This window comes from Kribbella qitaiheensis (assembly GCF_042657745.1).
Classification (GTDB): domain Bacteria; phylum Actinomycetota; class Actinomycetes; order Propionibacteriales; family Kribbellaceae; genus Kribbella; species Kribbella qitaiheensis.
In genome coordinates this window covers 74,466-90,496 of sequence record NZ_JBHSKE010000005.1, presented here as the reverse complement: position 1 = coordinate 90,496, position 16,031 = coordinate 74,466, and the positions used below count along the sequence as shown (strand labels likewise).

Genomic DNA, 16,031 nt, shown 5'->3' with positions numbered 1-16,031 from the left:
TCGACGTCGGTGCGGTTGCGCTGGGCGTGGAGTTGTGCGGCCGAGGCGAGCGTCTCGGCCGCACTCAACTCGGCTACATCACGGGGCACATCACAGGCGAACATGTGTTCGATGTTATCGTCAGAAATGAGACCCGCGCAAGTCGGGAGAGTGTCGAAACCCCTTATCCACAAGGGGAAAGTTGCGCTCAAGCAGCGGTCGAAACCGGGTACGCATGCGCAAAAGGGATTGCGTAGTCGAGTCGGCTCCGCGTGGGTCAGGCGATGCCGGCGGCGAGGAGGGCGGCTCGGATGTCGCCGGCGGCGAAGACCCGGAGGCCGTACTTGGCTTGCATGTCCATGGGCTTGAGGTCTTTGCCGCGGTTGGGGGTGTCAGCCGGGACGATCGCCTTGGTGAAGCCGAGGCGGGCGGCCTCGGCGAGGCGTTTCTCCAGGCCGCCGACGCGACGGACCTCGCCTGCCAGACCGACCTCGCCGATGGAGATCAGGCCGGGGTGGATCGGCTTGTCCATCACCGAGGACGCGACCGCGATGGCCACTGCGAGGTCCGCGACGGGCTCGGTGATCTTCACGCCGCCCACGGTCGCGACGTACACCTCCTGGTCGGTCAGCTTCAGGCCGGCCCTGTTCCCCAGGACGGCGAGGACCATGGCGACGCGGGACGACTCGAGCCCGGACGTCGTACGGCGGGGTTGTGGTGCGGCGGACGGGCCGACCAGTGCCTGGACCTCGGCGAGCAACGGACGGCGGCCCTCCATCATCACGGTCACGCAGGTCCCGGCGACCGGCTCGGAATGCTCGGAGACGAACAGGCCGGTCGGGTCGCTCACCTCGACGATTCCGGTGTCGACCATGTCGAAGCAGCCGACCTCGTCGGACGGGCCGAAGCGGTTCTTCGTCGCGCGCACCATCCGGAAGCCGGAGTGCCGGTCGCCGTCGAACGCGAGGACGACGTCGACCAGGTGCTCCAGCATCCGTGGTCCGGCGATCGCGCCGTCCTTGGTGACGTGGCCGACGAGCACGACCGCGATGTTGCGTTCCTTCGCGAGGCGGACCAGTGCGCCGGTCACCTCGCGGACCTGGGTGACACCGCCGGGCGCGCCGTCGACCTCGGGGTGTGCCATCGTCTGCACCGAGTCGATCACCAGGAACGACGGGTCGACCGCGTCGACCTGGCCGACGACGGCACCCAGGTCGGTCTCGGCGGCCAGATAGAGCTCGTCGACCAGGGCGTCGGTGCGGCCGGCGCGCAGGCGGACCTGGGCGGCTGACTCTTCGCCGGAGACGTAGAGGGTGCGCTGGCCCCGGCGGGCGGACTGGGCGGCTACCTCGAGGAGGAGGGTTGACTTGCCGACGCCTGGCTCGCCGGCGAGCAGGATGACCGCGCCGGGGACGACACCGCCGCCGAGGACGCGGTCCAGCTCGCCGATGCCGGTCGGGCGTGACTCGGCTTCGATCGCGGAGACCTTGGCGATGGGCATGGCGGGCGAGGAGACCGGGCCGGCAGTGATCCGGGCAGCCTTGGGCGCACCGACCTCGGCGACCGTGCCCCACGCCTGGCACTCGCCACAGCGACCGATCCAGCGGGCTGTCGTCCACCCGCACTCGCTGCAGGCGAACGGCGATTTGCCCGCCTTCGATCTCGTCGACCCCGCTGCCTTCACCATGCCGACAAACCTAGGCGACTCCGCCGACAATCCTCGTCAGCCTGTCCACAGCTCGCCCGTTTCTTCTTGTTGGCGCGGGATCAGGAGCGCCAGCGTGTCAGTAGATGGTGGAGCCAGGAGGGGGTGCGATGCGGGGAGTCTTCGGGGAAGGCGGGTTGGGGATCTGCCGGATGGCGGGTGGCTTTCAGGTACTTGGTGAGGATGGGATGCGAGCTGTCGGGATCGCGGAGGGTGGCGCTTTGCTCGAGGATGGCTCGGGCGTTGTCCAGGCGGCCGGCTACTACTTCCGCTGAGCCGAGGTGTTGGAGGCAGCGGGCCTGGCCTTCGCGTTCGTCGATCTCGGAGTAGAGGTGTTCGGCTTGCTGCCACCACTTCTTGGCTTCCTGCGGGTTCCGCTGCATCCAGGCGGCCACGCCGGTCAGTTCGAGAGCGTGGGCGAGACCACTGGCGTCGCCCGCCGAGGACGCCTGCGCTGCGGCCGGACGCAACTGGTCGAGCGCGCTGTCGGGGTCCTGCTGGTACAGGTGGACGATCGCGAGGTCGATGTGGATCGCGATCTCGCCGGCGAAGTCCGGGCCCGGTCTACTGAGCCGTGCATCGTCCAGGCGGTCGCGGGCGTTGAGGACGGCCTCGTCGCGGTCGTTGCCGGCCGGTGCCTGTTCGGCGCGGGCCAGGTGCAGCAGAGCTCGCTCGACCTGTCGCCGCGTGGTCAAGGCCGCCGCCGTACGGCTGTGGCCATGCCGCGCAGGTGCGACGTTGTCGGAGATCCCCAGCCGCGTGCTCGCCGCCTCCAGCTCACCCATCAGCCGGTACGCCGTTGCCGCCCGGGCCGCGGCAAGCTCCGCCAGGTCGCGGCGGCCACAACCATCGGCCACAGCCGACAGGAACTCGCTCAGCTCCAGCAGTAGAGCCGGTTCCCGGCGGCGCAGGTACCAGCCTTCCAATGCGTCGCAGATCCGGGCGATGTCGTCCGCGTTCTCGTCCCGGGGCTTCTCGTCGGACAGCAGTTCCCGCAGCCGAGGTTCGTGCAGCTGGAACCACTCGGCGGCCGCCATGCCACCTGCGTCGGAGCCGAGCGAGATCGACCATTGCTCGGCTTCTTCGGCAGCCGTGCGGAGTTCGCCGGGCTCGTGCGGCGTATCGGCGCGCCACCGGCGGAAGCGACGCAACCCGACAGGTGCGTTGTAGATCGCCCAGATCAGCGCGAACAGGATCGTCAGGCTGAAGCCGACGACACTCACCCAGCCGCCACTGTCGAGACTCTGCGACAGCTTGTCGCCCGCGAGCCCGGACAGCAGCGCGGACGCGAGCGCGCTGATCCCGAAGAAGTCCCCGCGCCGCCGCTCTTGTTTCGCCGGCTTCTCGGGAGGCTGTTCGCCAGCCTTTTCGTCAGCGGGAGGAGTCACGGCTTGCTCCCCACAGTCAGCCCACGCACCACGGTCTGCCAGAACGACAACAGCAGCACAACAGGTACGACAGACGCCACCACCGCAGCAGCCGCCACGGTTCCACTCGAGGACGAGAACTGCCGCGCCTCACCCCACAACACCAGCGACAGCGGCGTCGTACCGGAGCCACTGATCAAGAAGCCGACGATGAAGTCGTTCCACACCAACGCGAACTCCAGCACAGCAACAGCAACCAACGCGGGCCGATACGTCCGCTGCACAGTCGCCAGTACTGCGCTCTGCCGCGCGGGCCCCTGGAGAGCCTCAGCAACGAGCACAGGAGGAGCCGACGCAAAGGCCGAGCGCAGCAACAACACAGCGAACGGCAACCCGGCAGCCGCGTGTACCAACGCCAGCGCGACTCGCGATCCGGCCAACCCAGCGGCGGAGATAGCGTCCCGCAGCGGCGCGGCATACATCTGCACCGGTGTCACAGCGAGCACCACGAACGCAGAGGTGACCACCCGTCCGAGCCACTGAGGTAGCCCACCCCAGGCGACCAGATAGGCGGTCGGTACGGCGATGGCCAGCAGCACGATCGTCGCGACAGCAGAGATCAGCACAGTGGACAGCAGAGCCCGCAACAGCCCCGCATTGGCCGCAGCAGCAAAGGAAGCAAGCCCAAGCCCGGCAGTGGACCACCAACCATGAAGCCCCGCCTCACGTGGCGAGTGCAGCGCCGTGGCGACGAGCACGACAGCCGGCAGGATCCAGAACAGGCCGACCGCGAACCCGATAGTCCACCCGATCCTCCGGACCCGGCGACTGGGCTTCGACCGGCCCAGCGACGGATCAGGTTTCACCACAGCGACAGGCATCGCCCACCGGCGCCGACGCAGCCCGCGTACGCCGATCACCGCGACTGCGGCCACGATCGCGAACAGCACCACACCGAGTGCCGCAGTACGACCGGCTGGCTCTCCAGTACTGGTAGCGCGCCACCAGTTCAGACCGAGCACATCCGCGTCCCGCTGCATCGGCCCGGGCACCACGATCAGAACGAGGTCGAAGACGCGCACAGCGGCGATCACCAGCGTCAGCGTCACCACGCCGGTGATCGGCCGAAGCAGCGGCAGTTCGAGCGCGAACAACCGCCGCCAGCCCGTGACACCTTCAGCAGCGACAGTCCGGCTCACGTCGTCCGGGATGGCGTCCAGGCCGGCGCGGAACAGCGATACGACGTACCCGAGCCAGGTCCAGCCGAACGCCGAGACCAGCACCAGCCAGAACAGTCCAGGCCCCAGCCACACCGGGCTCGACCCGAACAGCTGAGTCGCCACGGCCGTCATCGAGCCGCGCTCCGGAGACGCGTCGTAGATCAGGCGAAAGGTCGCGCCTGACACCAGCACCGAGACAGCGAACGGAATCACCAACGCAGGTTGGAGAAACGTCGACAGCCCGGGCAGTCGATAGCTCACGAGAGCCAGCAGGAAGCCGACCACGACCAGTCCGAGCGCCACCGCGATCCAGGCCAGACTGTTGCCGACGGCATGCAGTGCGGCCGGGTCGCCCATCACTGCGAAGTTCCCCAGACCGAAGGAACCGTCGGGTCGTCTGAAGGCGGCGACAACCGTCATGCCGATGGGAATCAGCAGCAGACTGCTCAACAGCAGGGCAGGAAGCCCCAGTAGATAAGGACTCGCGGGGCGACGCGGCTTGCCCGGCACGGGGCGTCCACTGATCTCCCGGCCGACCACCTCGAGCGTCAGGCCGTTGCTCTGCAGCCCCATCAGCTGTCCACCTTCTCCACGGCGCCGAGCTCGGCCAGCGCGGACTCCACCGCGCCCGGTACGACGTCGCTGCCGCGATTGCCGATCCGGACCAGGAAATCCGTCAGCACTCGCCAGAGTCCGTTGATGTCGCCCAGCCGCTTCAACCGGTCGGACAGGTCGAACTGCAACGAAGTACCGGGCGCGACGAGTTGCTCCGCCAGCCGGGTGAGCTCGGGCGAGTACCCCGCCGTCCGCCCGTCAGCAAGGAATCCGCCGGAGGCGATCCAGGGATCCACCGCGGCATGGACGGCGAGGCGGCGTACCAGGTCTTTGGCGTCGTCGGTCGACGGCCGGGGCAGCACCATCACGTCGCCGCCGACCACCACCGGAGCCGCGGCGCCCGGGCTGATCGGCGGGAAGGTGAACATCCCGATGTCCGCCGGGTCCGCGGCGAACGAACGCACCACGGGTTCGGCGAAGTCCGACGCGAGCACCATCGCGGCCCGGCGATGGCCGAACACCTCGACGATCGCGTCGGGGAACTGCTGCACGAGCGACCGCTCGACCCCGCCCGCCAGCGTCCCCGGCGCCGACCACATCGTGCCCAGCAGCCTGAGCGCGGCCGCGACCTGCGGCTGCTCCGAAGGCTTGGGTTTCGCCGTGGTCGCCAACGCCCGGTACGTCGAAGGCGAGGCGCCGAGCAAGACGTTCTCCAGGAAGTCCGTGAGCACCCAGCCGTCTCCAGCCGCCAGTGACAGCGGCCGGATGCCTGCCAGCGACAGCGACCGATTGAGCTCGAGCCAGTCTGACCAGAGCCTCGGGGGCTCCAGTCCGACCTTCTGCAACATGGACGGCCGATACCAGACCGCCGACTTGTGCGCGGTCTTGAACGGCACCCCGTACGTTGTGCCGTCGACCACCAGGAGTTCGTCCCAGAGCCGGGCCCGGCCACGAGCCGCCAGGTCGTCCGGGATCGATTCCAGGTCGTGCACGTGCTCGGGGACCAGCCCGGGCTGCGGGAGCATCACGATGTCGGGCCGCCGGGCGGAACGCGGGCCGAAGGCGGTGGAGATGTCGTCGCCGAGCGGGATCACCTCGACCGGGTAGTCGAGCTCGCCGAGCCCCTCGAGCACGCTGTGGAAGGCGCGGAGCTCCGTACCACTCCAGCTCACGGCAACCCGGACACTACGCCGCAGGCCGAGCACGTCCGGAGTACCGGAGCAGCCGGCGGCTACCAGTGTGACGGCGGCTCCGAGGAAGGCTCTGCGGCTACTCGGCATGGTGGAACCCCGTAGTACGAGCCGGGTCTGTGGTGATGAGCAGGAGTGCGGCGGACCAGAGCTCGGGGTTGTGGTCGAACCGCAGCAGCGATCCCCAGGTGGGTAGGCCGGCGGCGTCCTCGAGGACGATCACCGCGGGGTGGGCCCGGAGTGCACGAGCTACTCCGGCCAGACGGCGACGGCCAGGGGTGATCTCGTGCGGGTAGCGCTCCAGCACGTCCTCGAGGCCGCAGCGCGTCGCAGTGACGCGGCATTCGTCGGCGGCCGCGCGGCGGGTCACCCGGTGAGTGACAGTGTGGCCGTGGACGACGTTGCCGAGCACGGTGAGGTGTGGAAGGAGTCCGCCTTCGGCAGGGACTAAGCGGACCGCGCCACTGGTCTTCACGACGGCTGCTGGGGGTGGTTCGTCGAGTCCGGCGATGACGTCGGCCATCTGCCGGGCAGCGGCCGCATGGGCGACCACCACGGCTCGCTGCTCGCCTACGTCGATGCGGAGTTGCCGCGGTATGCCTGGCAACCCTTCGAGCAGGAGTCCGTCCATTCCGGCCTGGCGCCTCCCCACTCGGTGCGAATGTTCACCTTAGGGGGACAACCGGGTCTCTGCAGCCGATCCGCGCGCCGCTCCGTGTCGGCCGGCTGACAGACGGTGGTCTCAGTAGGTCCTGCTCCAGAGGTTGACGGCGTAGTCGACCTCGACGCCGCGGTGCGAGGCGATGATGCGTTCGGCGTCGGCGGGCTTGAACTCGATCCGGATCACCGCTTCCAGATCCTCACGCCGCTCGAACCGCCAGCCCATGTCGAGCTCGGTCCGCTGCCAGCCGCGCGCGATCCAGAACCGCTCCACCTCGGCCGCCTTGATCTTCGGGTAGCCCTCGCTGAACCAGCGTCCGAAGGTCGACCGGCTCCCGTCGTTGTCGATCACGAAGGCGGTGCCGCCGCGCCGCATCACCCGGTCCAGCTCGGCCAGCCCTGGCTCGCAACCCGGGCCGAAGAAGTACGCCCAGCGGGCGTGCATCACGTCCACCGACGCGTCCTCGACCGGCAGCTTCTGCGCGGTCCCCTGCCGGATCTCGACGTTCGCCAGGTCCTTGGTCCGCCGCCGCGCCGCGTCCGCCAGGTCACCGTGTGGCTCGACCCCGATCACCCGCGCCGCCGTCGCCGCGAACGTCGGCAGATGGAACCCGGTGCCGCAGCCCAGGTCGAGCACCGTCGCCCCGGCCCAGTCCCGCACCCGCCGCATCGCCGGCTCGAGCACGCCGTCCGGATCGACCGCCCGGTTCTCGACCTCGTAGACACCGGGGTGATGCCAGATGTTGGGACTCGGAATCCCACCCTGCGCGATGCTCGCCATACCGAAGACCTTAATTGCCTCCCGCAACTCAAAAGGATGGCGGTCCGGGAATGTATATAGGTTGAGCACTCAGTCCCTAGCAGCAATGCTGGCCGCCTGATTCGCTGACCCGGAGGTTCGAGTGCGACGCCGTGACTACGAGGGACCCGACGATCTCCGGTTGATGCAGGACCTGGTGCAGCGGACCTGGAGTCCACGGTCGCGCCTGCACATCGGCGACGTCGCTTGGGAGCGCAGCGTGAACGTCGGCCGGCGCGGAGACACCTGGCGTACTGCGCTGTGGGAGGACGAAGGCCAGGTGGTCGGCTGGGGCTGGGCGGAGTTGCCCGACCACCTCCTGCTCGTCGTCGATCCGGTCCGGCCCGAGGTCGCCGCCGAGGTCATCGCCTGGTACCGGGCACTCGCCCCCGACGGAGGCTGCAGCGTCCTCGAGGACGAGACCCACCTCGTCTCCGCGTTGGAGGCCGCCGGGTTCCACCCGGACGACGAGGCCCCGTTCTTCACGCATCACGACCTGTCGCTGAGCGACCTCCGTACTCCGGTGGTGCCCGACGGGTTCACCCTCCGGCACGTGCGACCGGATGAGGTGGAGAAGCGGGCGGCGGGTCATCGAGCCGCCTGGTCCGACTGGGGTCCGTCGAAAGTGACCGACGAGGACTTCGCCGCGGTGATGAGCACCTGGCCCTACCGGCCCGAGCTCGACTGGGTCGTCGAGGCCCCGAACGGCGACTTCGCGGCCAGTGCGCTGATCTGGCACGACGAGGTGCACAACGTCGGCCTGGTGGAGCCGGTCGGCTGCGCCCCGGAGTACAGGCGGCGTGGGTTGGGGCAGGCGGTGAACCTTGCCGCGCTGCACGCCCTGCGCGACGCCGGTGGCACCGACGCCAGGGTCTGCCCGCGTGGCGACGACGGCTACCCCTCCGCGCGGGCGCTCTACCAGTCCATCGGGTTCAAGCCGGGCGCGCGGACCAAGCTCTACGTTGCCTGAGGCAATGGCTTCGACGGCGTCGCCACGGCCAGCACCGCAACCGGGATGAGCAACATGCCGCAGAGCACGGCGAGCCAGTGGAAGCCGAGATGGGCGAGAACCGGGCCGGCGGCGATGCCCGCGATGGAGGCGAAGACACCCATCGTCAGGTCCGACAGCCCCTGCGCCGAGGTGCGGATGTCCTCAGGCACGGACCGGGACAGCAAGGTGGAACCCGCTACGAGGCAGGCGGACCAGCCTAGGCCGAGGAGGACCAGTGCGAGCCCGGTGAGGCTGTGCGCCTCGTCCGGAGCCAGCGCGGCGCATGTCATCGCCCCCGCCAGGATGGCCAGGCCGACGCCGATGGTGGGGATGCGGCCGATCCGGTCGGCCAGCCAGCCCATCACCGGGGACAGGGCGTACATGCCGGCCACGTGAGCGCTGATGACGAATCCCACGATCGTCAGCGAAGCGCCGTGGTGCCGCAGGTGCACCGAGGTCATCGACATCACCCCGACCATCACGGAGTGCGCGGCGGCGATCGACAGCAATCCCAAGCGGGCCTGGGGAATCACCATCACCCGCCGGAAGGTTGTTGCCAGCGGCTGGCGCTCCACCTTGGTCCGCACGGTCACCTGCTGCAGCCGGCGCAGCCCCATCCACACGACCGCCACTGCGAGAGTGAAGGCCACCACCGAGAAGATGTACGGCCCGGCGAGTGCCATCACGCCGACCGACGTACCGACCGAGCCGCCGACGCCGGTGAGGTTGGGCCCGACCACGACACCGATGGTGGTTGCCCAGACCACCAGTGAGAGGGACCTGGCGACGTGCTTGGGGTCAGCCGCATCCGTCGCGGCGTACCGGGCCTGGAGGTTGGAGGCGGAGCCGCTGCCGAACAGGCAGCCGGCGAGCAGCAGCAGGGCGAGCGAGTCGATCTGCGCGGCGACGATGCTGAGCAGCGCGCCGGCGACCGCGATCAGATAGCCGATCGTGAGCGACACCCGGCGCCCCTGCGACCGGGCCAGGCGCGCCAGCGGTACTGCGAGCATCGCGGCCCCGAGCGTCGTCGAGGTGGCGACGAGCCCGGCCATCGAAGTCGACCCCGAGATGTTCTCCGCGAGCAGTCCGGCCACGGCGAACCCGCTGGCCACGGCCACCCCGCCGAGCACATTGCTGACCACGAGCACGCGCAGCGTCCCGCGCTGCAGGTCGGCGGCAGTCGTCGGTACTGCGTCGGTGGGGCGGGCGGAGTCGGCGGTCACCCGCTCACCTTCTCATCGGAGCGGCGTCCCGGCAGCAGGTTTAGCGCGCCGCAGAACTGCTCGGCAGTGCTCCTGCGGGTGGATTGTGCGCAGTTCGGAGCGTGGACCTGACCTGTGCCCGCGGTGGTCCGCGCGGGTAGGGTCGCTCCGACGTGGCAGCATCGACCCTGACTGGAGTCCGGATGTCCGAACAGATCGCGATCGTCCCAGCCCCCCGAGAACTGGTCGTCGACGAAGGCCAGTGGATCACCGCGGACCCGGCCGCAGACGCCGTCCGGACCGTGGTGGAGAACCTCGGCGAGACCGAGTACCGGATCGACGTGACGCCTGAGGGCGCGCGCCTGTCCGCCGGTTCCGAGGACGCGCTCCGCCACGCCGAGCAGACCTACCGGCAGTTGCTGGACTCCGCCGTACCGGCCGAGGACGGGGCGGTCGCCGTACCGGCGGTGCGGATCGCGGACGCGCCGGCCTTCGCCTGGCGCGGGATGATGCTCGACGTCGCACGGCACTTCATGCCGAAGGTGTTCGTGCTCCGGGTCATCGACGCGATCGCGCTGCACCGGATGAACGTGCTGCACTTGCACCTCACCGACGACCAGGGCTGGCGGGTGCAGATCGACGCGTATCCGAAGCTCACCGAGGTCGGCGCCTGGCGGCCGGAGACCATGGTCGGCAAGATGTCGCACGGCCAGACCGAGTTCACGTACGACGGGACGCGGCACGGCGGCTTCTACACCAAGGACGACCTGCGCGAGATCGTCGGGTACGCCGCCGAGCGCGGGATCACCGTCGTCCCCGAGATCGACCTGCCGGGTCACATGCAGGCGGCGATCGCGGCGTACCCGGAGCTCGGCAACAACCCCGGCACCCAGCTCGGCGTACGGCAGATCTGGGGCATCAGCGACGACGTGCTGAACGTCAACGACGAGACGGTCGAGTTCGTCCGGACGGTCCTGCGCGAGGTGCTGGAGATCTTCCCCGGTCCGTACATCCACCTCGGCGGCGATGAGTGCCCGGACGTGCAGTGGCGTACGGCGGAGGCGGCGCAGGCGCGACAGGCCGAACTCGGGCTGACCGACGCCGGGCAACTCCAGGGCTGGTTCACCGCGCAGGTCTCGGCGGTGCTCACCGAGGACGGCCGGCGGCTGGTCGGCTGGGACGAGATGGTCGAGACGGACTGCCCGAAGGACGCCGTGATCATGGCCTGGCGTGGCCCCGACCGCGGCGAGGTGGCGGCCAAGGCCGGCCACGACGTGGTGATGGCGCCGAACCAGTCGGTGTACTTCGACTACTACCAGGGCGACCCGGAGACCGAGCCGCTGGCGATCGGCCACTTCACCCCGCTGGAGAAGGTGTACGACTTCGAGGTGATCCCGCCCGGCCTGACCGCCGAGGAGCAGGCCCGCATCGTCGGCACCCAGTGCCAGGTGTGGACGGAGTACATGGAAGGCCCCGACCAGGTCGGCTACATGCTGCTGCCCCGCCTCAGCGCCTTCGCCGAACGCGCCTGGGGCTCCCCGAAGACGTCGTACGACGACTTCCTCACCCGGCTGCGCCCCCATCTCACCCGGATCGAGTCCCTCGGCCTGAACTACCGCCCGCTGGACTGACGACCACGCAACGGCGGGGGTGCCTCCAGACAGGAGGTGCCCCCGCCGTTTGCTGTCTCGACAGTTAAGTCATAGCTTGCAGAGGGCATCTTGGGAGCGGAGGGCTGATGAGCGCGGTGGGGCCGCTGGATGCGATGTTCTTGCTGGGGGAGACGCGCGAGCAGCCGATGCATGTCGGCGGGCTGATGTTGTTCGAGCTGCCGGACGGCGCTCGCGACCAGGTGTTCCCGGACGGGACGCGGGACTACGTGTCGCGTCTCTACCAGGACATCGTCGCGGACCAGACGGTCAACCCGCTCTTCACCCGGCGGGTCCGGAACCGACCGCTCGACCTCGGTTACTGGTCCTGGCGGCAGGACCAGCAGATCGATCTCGAATACCACGTCCGGCTGTCCGGGCTGGCCCGGCCCGCGCGGTACAGGGAGTTGTTCGAGCTCACCAGCAGGTTGCACGGCATGCTGCTCGACCGGCGCCGGCCGTTGTGGGAGATGCAGTTGATCGAGGGCGTGCAGGGCCGCCGGTTCGCGGTCTACACCAAGATCCACCACTCGATGCTCGACGGCGTCACCGCGCTCCGGTGGATGCAGCAGATGCTCAGCCCGGATCCGACCCGGACCGGTATGCCGGCCCCGTACGCGTTGCCCGAGCAGGAGACCGTGGCGACCGGGCTCACGTCGGCGAGTGCGGCCGCTGGATTCTCCCCGGCCGCACTGGTCGCGGCGGCCGGGCGGACCGCGGGTGGTGCCGGACGGGTGCTGGCGAATCTGGCCGGGTTGTCGCCGGTCGGTCTGCGGGGTGCTCTGCGAGCGCTGCAGCACGACCACTCGTCAGTGGCGTTCCAAGCCCCGCAGACGATCTTCAACCAGCCGATCACCGGGGCCCGGCGGTTCGCCGCGCAGTCCTGGCCGATGGAGCGACTCGAGAAGGTCCGCGCGATCACCGGCGCCACTCTCAACGACGTGATGCTGGCGATGTGTTCAGGTGCCCTGCGCAACTACCTGCTGGACCTCGACGCCCTGCCGGACAAGGGGTTGACGGCGATGGTGCCGGTCTCGCTGCGCGGTACCGACAAGGAGGCGCCGGGCGGTGGCAACTCCCTCGCGACACTGATCGCGGATCTCGCCACCGACGAGGGAGACCCCGAGCGCCGGATCCGCCGCATCATGGACTCGACCACCTACGGCAAGGGAGTGCTGTCTGAGCTGACACCCCTTCAGAACCTGATGCTCGGAGCACTCGGCCTCGCCTCGGCGGGACCCGCCGCGGTGATCCCGGGACTGGCCGGCCGCGCCACCCCGCCGTACAACGTGGTGATCTCCAACATCCCCGGACCGGTCGAGAGCCCGCTGTACTGGAACCGGTCGCGGCTGCTCGGGATGTACCCGGCGTCGATCGTCCTGAACGGCCAGGCCCTCAACATCAGCGTCACCAGCTACGACCACCAACTGCACTTCGGCCTCACCGGCTGCCGCACCACAGTGCCCCACCTGCAACGCCTCCTGGCCCACCTGGAGACATCCCTCGCCGAGCTGGAGACTCTCTAGTACGGCACCCGGACTCCTACCAACGTCGACCTGCAGTCACTCGTTGTGGAGGACTTCGGCGATGGTGGCTCTGGCGGCGGAGCGCGCTGGGAGGAAGGCGCCCAGAGCGGCGATGACGATGCCGGCCAGGACCAGGAGGGCGAGTAGGCCCAAAGGATAGACGTCGAGCATGAAGTCGGGGATCTCGACCTGGGCGCCGTTGGCCATCGCGGGGACGACCAGGCGGTGGGCGATGATGCCGATCGGGATGCCGAGCAGGCCGCCGACGGCGCCGAGCGCGGCCATGGAGGTCACCACCATCAGCGTGACCTGGGCCGGCGTCATGCCGATCGACTTGAGCATGCCCAGGTCGCGCCGGCGTTCGCGGGTGTTGAGGACGACGGTGTTGAAGACGCCGAGTGCGGCCACGGTCCCGAGCATCAGGGTGAGCAGGATGACGGTCGCCAGCACGATTGCGATGAACGGGCCTGGATCCTGTCCCGGTACCTCCTCGAGGCCGGAGTCGCCGGCCTGGACGGCTTTGACATACGCATCGATGTCTGTGCCCGGCTTGAGCTGGACCTCGTAGGTGGTCGCCTCGGTGCCAGGCGCGACGAGCGCGAGCGTCTCCCAGTTCGACAGCACCTCTTCGCCCGAGTTGTACAGCACCTTGGCAACGATCCGCACCTGCGTGCTCTTGCCGCCGGACTGCAGCGCGATCGTGTCGCCGACCGCGACGCCCCGTTGCCGCAGGAACCGTTCGGACACGGCCACCTGCCCCGGTCCGTCGGGCCAGCGCCCCTCCAGCACCCGATAGCCGAGCTGGTTCGAGTCTCCGCGATAGAAGGTGACCCGCAGGTCCTGCTTCGTCCCGGCCAACCGCATCGGGAGATCATGGCTAGCCGTCACATAGAGCGCACCCGCCGACGACCGCAGCAGTGCCTCATCTGCGGAGTCACTCAACTTTGCGACGGGTCCTGCCGGCGAAACACCCTCCGGAACCAGCCGCGAACCGTTCTCCGCCCTCCCACCGAACATCGTCAGGTCGACGGCGCCGGCGCGGCTCGCGGCCGTCTGGTAGGTGGTCAACGACTCCCCGAGACCCACTGCCAGCGTCACACTCGTCACGCCGAGTACGACGGCTGCCAGCGTCAGGGCGGTGCGCGCCGGACGGGCGAACGGCAGTCCGAGGCCAAGGCTCACTGACCGCGGCAGCCGCGTGCCGCTGAGCCAACGCTGAGCGCGCAGACCACGACCGGCCCGGGGCGCGCTGCCCGCACTGATCGCCTCGGCGGCCGACAGACTGCGGGCTCGCAGCGAAGGCACAAGCGCGGACAGCGCGACCAGCAGCGGTACGCCGACCAGCGCCGCCATGTCCACCCAGACGGGTACGCCGACTCCCTCGGCGCCGTAGTTCTCGAAAGCCCTTGTCAGTAAGGACTCCGCGAGAACGTTGCCGAGGACAACCCCGAGCGCACAACCGACGATCGCCGGAATGGAGATCATCGCGAGATAGACCGCCATCACCTGCGTGGGCGTGAAGCCCAGGGCCTTGAGTACGCCGATATGCCGGAACCCGGCCACCACCGCACCACTGACCACGTTGGCGACGATGAGTACGGCGACCGCCAGCCCGAGCCAACCGAACACCAGCAGGAACGGCACGAACGTGTTCGGTTCGCCGGTGGCAACCGCCCTCAGAACCAGGTACGACTGCGTGCCGAGCAGCGCGCCCGACGGCAATCCGGCCGTCACCGCGGACTCGCCTGCCGCGACCTGCGCGTTGGTCGCCGACTGAGTGAAGCGGTAGAGCATCTGACTGGCGGTCGGCTTCAACGCGGTCATCTGCTCAGGCGTCACCCACGCGTCGGCCGACTCGCTCACGCTGTACGCGAATCCGACGACGGTCAGAGTGGGACCACCAGGCACGGTGAGCTGGTTCCCCACAGCCGGCGCGCCGCGTCCGCGACTGGAGGTGACCGGGTTCCGGTTGAGCACGATCTCGCCCGGCTTGTCCGGCCAGCGGCCTTCCCACACGTTGAGGCGGTCGACCGGCCCGCCGGCGTCCCCGCGGCCTACCACCACAAGTGACAGCGGAGGTCCGCCAACGTTCAGGTCGAGGGTGGCGATACCGAACGGGCCTGCCGAGGCCTCAGCGGTTCGTGCAGCTGCGGTGAGCCGGCTGTCCGAGACCTTGGTCCGGTCGTACGACGCCACGAGGTGTGCACCGCTTTGCCGCGAGTACGCCTGGTCGAAGGGACCTGTCGAGGCGGCCAGGAGTCCGAGTGCCACCACGATCATCGTGGTGGACAGTGCGACGACGACACCGATCACGAGCGTCTGGAGCCTGCGGCGCCGTACCGCTGCTCGCGACACCGTCCAGACGGCGCTCACGCCGTACGCTCCAGACTGCGCTCGCCGGCGACCTGTCCGTCGACGACCTCGATCAGGCGGCTGGCGCACCGAGTCGCGAGCTGCTGGTCGTGTGTCACCAGCAGCAGCGTTTGGCCGATCTGGTTGAGGTCGAGCAGCAGATCCATCACCTGCTCGCCGGCGCGCGTGTCCAACGCGCCGGTCGGCTCGTCGGCCAGCAGCACCGCCGGGCGGTTCATCAGCGCCCTGGCGACCGCGACACGTTGCCGCTCGCCACCGCTCAGCTGGGCCGGGTACGTGTTCTGGCGGCCCGCGATGCCGAGCTCTTCGAAGAGTTCGAGCGCGCGCTTGCGGGCGTGCGATGCCGAGGTGCCGGTCAGCTGCGCGGCCAGTGCGACATTGTCGAGCGCCGACAGATCGTCGAGCAGGTTGAAGAACTGAAAGATCATGCCGATCCGGCGACGGCGGTAGAGCGCCAGGCCCTTCTCGTTGAGCGTGCCCAGGTCCTCGCCGTGCACCACGACGGACCCCGAGGTCGGTCGGTCCAGTCCCGCGACCATGCTGAGCAGCGTGGACTTGCCGCTGCCGGACGGCCCCATCACTGCCACCGCCTCGCCGGCGTGGATCTCCAGCGACACCCCGTCCAACGCGACGGATTCGCCGTACTCCTTGCGCACCCGGCTGAGCTGAACGACTGCCTGTCCGTTGCCTTCGTCATCCGTCATGCGTTCAAGCTAGGCGCAGCCGCGCTCGCCGGACGTCAGTCTGCGGAGGTAACGTTCCCGCCCTGTCATCCCGGAGATGTACGGCGTGCCACCTGCGGAGGATGCGGAAAC

The 16,031-nt window shown here is 69.2% G+C and carries 12 protein-coding genes; 3 read left to right on the top strand and 9 right to left on the bottom strand.

The annotated features are described in order from the left end of the window. Positions 1–256: 256 nt before the first annotated feature. The 6 genes from radA to ACFPJ1_RS03465 all read right to left on the bottom strand — a co-directional run bounded on the left by radA (position 257) and on the right by ACFPJ1_RS03465 (position 7,457). Positions 257–1,666 carry a DNA repair protein RadA gene (gene radA / locus ACFPJ1_RS03490; RefSeq protein WP_132189621.1) on the bottom strand — a complete coding sequence of 470 codons (1,410 nt, stop codon included), beginning with the start codon at positions 1,664–1,666 and terminating at the stop codon, positions 257–259. 80 nt (positions 1,667–1,746) lie between these two features. After that, positions 1,747–3,072 carry a tetratricopeptide repeat protein gene (locus ACFPJ1_RS03485; RefSeq protein ID WP_380101340.1) on the bottom strand — a complete coding sequence of 442 codons (1,326 nt, stop codon included), beginning with the start codon at positions 3,070–3,072 and terminating at the stop codon, positions 1,747–1,749. Next, positions 3,069–4,844 carry a sugar ABC transporter permease gene (locus ACFPJ1_RS03480; RefSeq protein WP_380101338.1) on the bottom strand — a complete coding sequence of 592 codons (1,776 nt, stop codon included), beginning with the start codon at positions 4,842–4,844 and terminating at the stop codon, positions 3,069–3,071. The genes ACFPJ1_RS03485 and ACFPJ1_RS03480 overlap by 4 nt, the downstream gene beginning before the upstream one ends. Continuing rightward, on the bottom strand, positions 4,844–6,106 hold the full coding sequence (locus tag ACFPJ1_RS03475) for an ABC transporter substrate-binding protein (RefSeq protein ID WP_380101337.1): 1,263 nt from the start codon (positions 6,104–6,106) through the stop codon (positions 4,844–4,846). The genes ACFPJ1_RS03480 and ACFPJ1_RS03475 overlap by 1 nt, the downstream gene beginning before the upstream one ends. Continuing rightward, positions 6,096–6,647: a P-loop NTPase family protein gene (locus ACFPJ1_RS03470; RefSeq protein ID WP_380101335.1), complete on the bottom strand. Its 552-nt coding sequence runs from the start codon at positions 6,645–6,647 to the stop codon at positions 6,096–6,098. The genes ACFPJ1_RS03475 and ACFPJ1_RS03470 overlap by 11 nt, the downstream gene beginning before the upstream one ends. A 111-nt stretch (positions 6,648–6,758) precedes the next feature. Further along, positions 6,759–7,457 (bottom strand): class I SAM-dependent methyltransferase, encoded by a 699-nt coding sequence (locus tag ACFPJ1_RS03465; RefSeq protein WP_380101333.1) that lies wholly within the window; start codon positions 7,455–7,457, stop codon positions 6,759–6,761. 121 nt (positions 7,458–7,578) lie between these two features. Between ACFPJ1_RS03465 and ACFPJ1_RS03460 the strand changes: the two genes are divergently transcribed. Then, entirely contained in the window at positions 7,579–8,445 is an 867-nt protein-coding gene (locus tag ACFPJ1_RS03460) for a GNAT family N-acetyltransferase (protein WP_380101331.1), read from the top strand. Here ACFPJ1_RS03460 and ACFPJ1_RS03455 read toward each other — a convergent pair. Continuing rightward, a complete protein-coding gene (locus ACFPJ1_RS03455) occupies positions 8,433–9,689 on the bottom strand; it encodes an MFS transporter (RefSeq protein WP_380101329.1) in 1,257 nt (418 codons plus the stop codon). The genes ACFPJ1_RS03460 and ACFPJ1_RS03455 overlap by 13 nt on opposite strands. A gap of 182 nt (positions 9,690–9,871) precedes the next feature. Here ACFPJ1_RS03455 and ACFPJ1_RS03450 point away from each other — a divergent pair, with 182 nt between their 5' ends. Beyond that, positions 9,872–11,299 carry a beta-N-acetylhexosaminidase gene (locus tag ACFPJ1_RS03450; protein ID WP_380101327.1) on the top strand — a complete coding sequence of 476 codons (1,428 nt, stop codon included), beginning with the start codon at positions 9,872–9,874 and terminating at the stop codon, positions 11,297–11,299. 107 nt (positions 11,300–11,406) lie between these two features. Beyond that, positions 11,407–12,843, top strand: a complete 1,437-nt coding sequence (locus ACFPJ1_RS03445; RefSeq protein ID WP_380101326.1) for a WS/DGAT/MGAT family O-acyltransferase — start codon at positions 11,407–11,409, stop codon at positions 12,841–12,843. A gap of 36 nt (positions 12,844–12,879) precedes the next feature. On the opposite strand, the gene ACFPJ1_RS03440 is transcribed toward ACFPJ1_RS03445, so the two are convergent. After that, positions 12,880–15,216 carry an ABC transporter permease gene (locus ACFPJ1_RS03440; protein WP_380101325.1) on the bottom strand — a complete coding sequence of 779 codons (2,337 nt, stop codon included), beginning with the start codon at positions 15,214–15,216 and terminating at the stop codon, positions 12,880–12,882. Continuing rightward, positions 15,213–15,920, bottom strand: coding sequence for an ABC transporter ATP-binding protein (locus tag ACFPJ1_RS03435; protein WP_380101324.1), 708 nt, complete (start codon positions 15,918–15,920; stop codon positions 15,213–15,215). The genes ACFPJ1_RS03440 and ACFPJ1_RS03435 overlap by 4 nt, the downstream gene beginning before the upstream one ends. Positions 15,921–16,031: the final 111 nt, after the last annotated feature.

What these genes read in the sequence shown, in the direction of transcription:
- ACFPJ1_RS03450 (WP_380101327.1), top strand. Translation starts at nt 9,872, where the DNA reads ATGTCCGAACAGATCGCGATCGTCCCAGCCCCCCGAGAACTGGTCGTC.
- radA (WP_132189621.1), bottom strand. Translation starts at nt 1,666, where the DNA reads ATGGTGAAGGCAGCGGGGTCGACGAGATCGAAGGCGGGCAAATCGCCG.
- ACFPJ1_RS03475 (WP_380101337.1), bottom strand. Translation starts at nt 6,106, where the DNA reads ATGCCGAGTAGCCGCAGAGCCTTCCTCGGAGCCGCCGTCACACTGGTA.
- ACFPJ1_RS03445 (WP_380101326.1), top strand. Translation starts at nt 11,407, where the DNA reads ATGAGCGCGGTGGGGCCGCTGGATGCGATGTTCTTGCTGGGGGAGACG.
- ACFPJ1_RS03480 (WP_380101338.1), bottom strand. Translation starts at nt 4,844, where the DNA reads ATGGGGCTGCAGAGCAACGGCCTGACGCTCGAGGTGGTCGGCCGGGAG.
- ACFPJ1_RS03465 (WP_380101333.1), bottom strand. Translation starts at nt 7,457, where the DNA reads ATGGCGAGCATCGCGCAGGGTGGGATTCCGAGTCCCAACATCTGGCAT.
- ACFPJ1_RS03470 (WP_380101335.1), bottom strand. Translation starts at nt 6,647, where the DNA reads ATGGACGGACTCCTGCTCGAAGGGTTGCCAGGCATACCGCGGCAACTC.
- ACFPJ1_RS03435 (WP_380101324.1), bottom strand. Translation starts at nt 15,920, where the DNA reads ATGACGGATGACGAAGGCAACGGACAGGCAGTCGTTCAGCTCAGCCGG.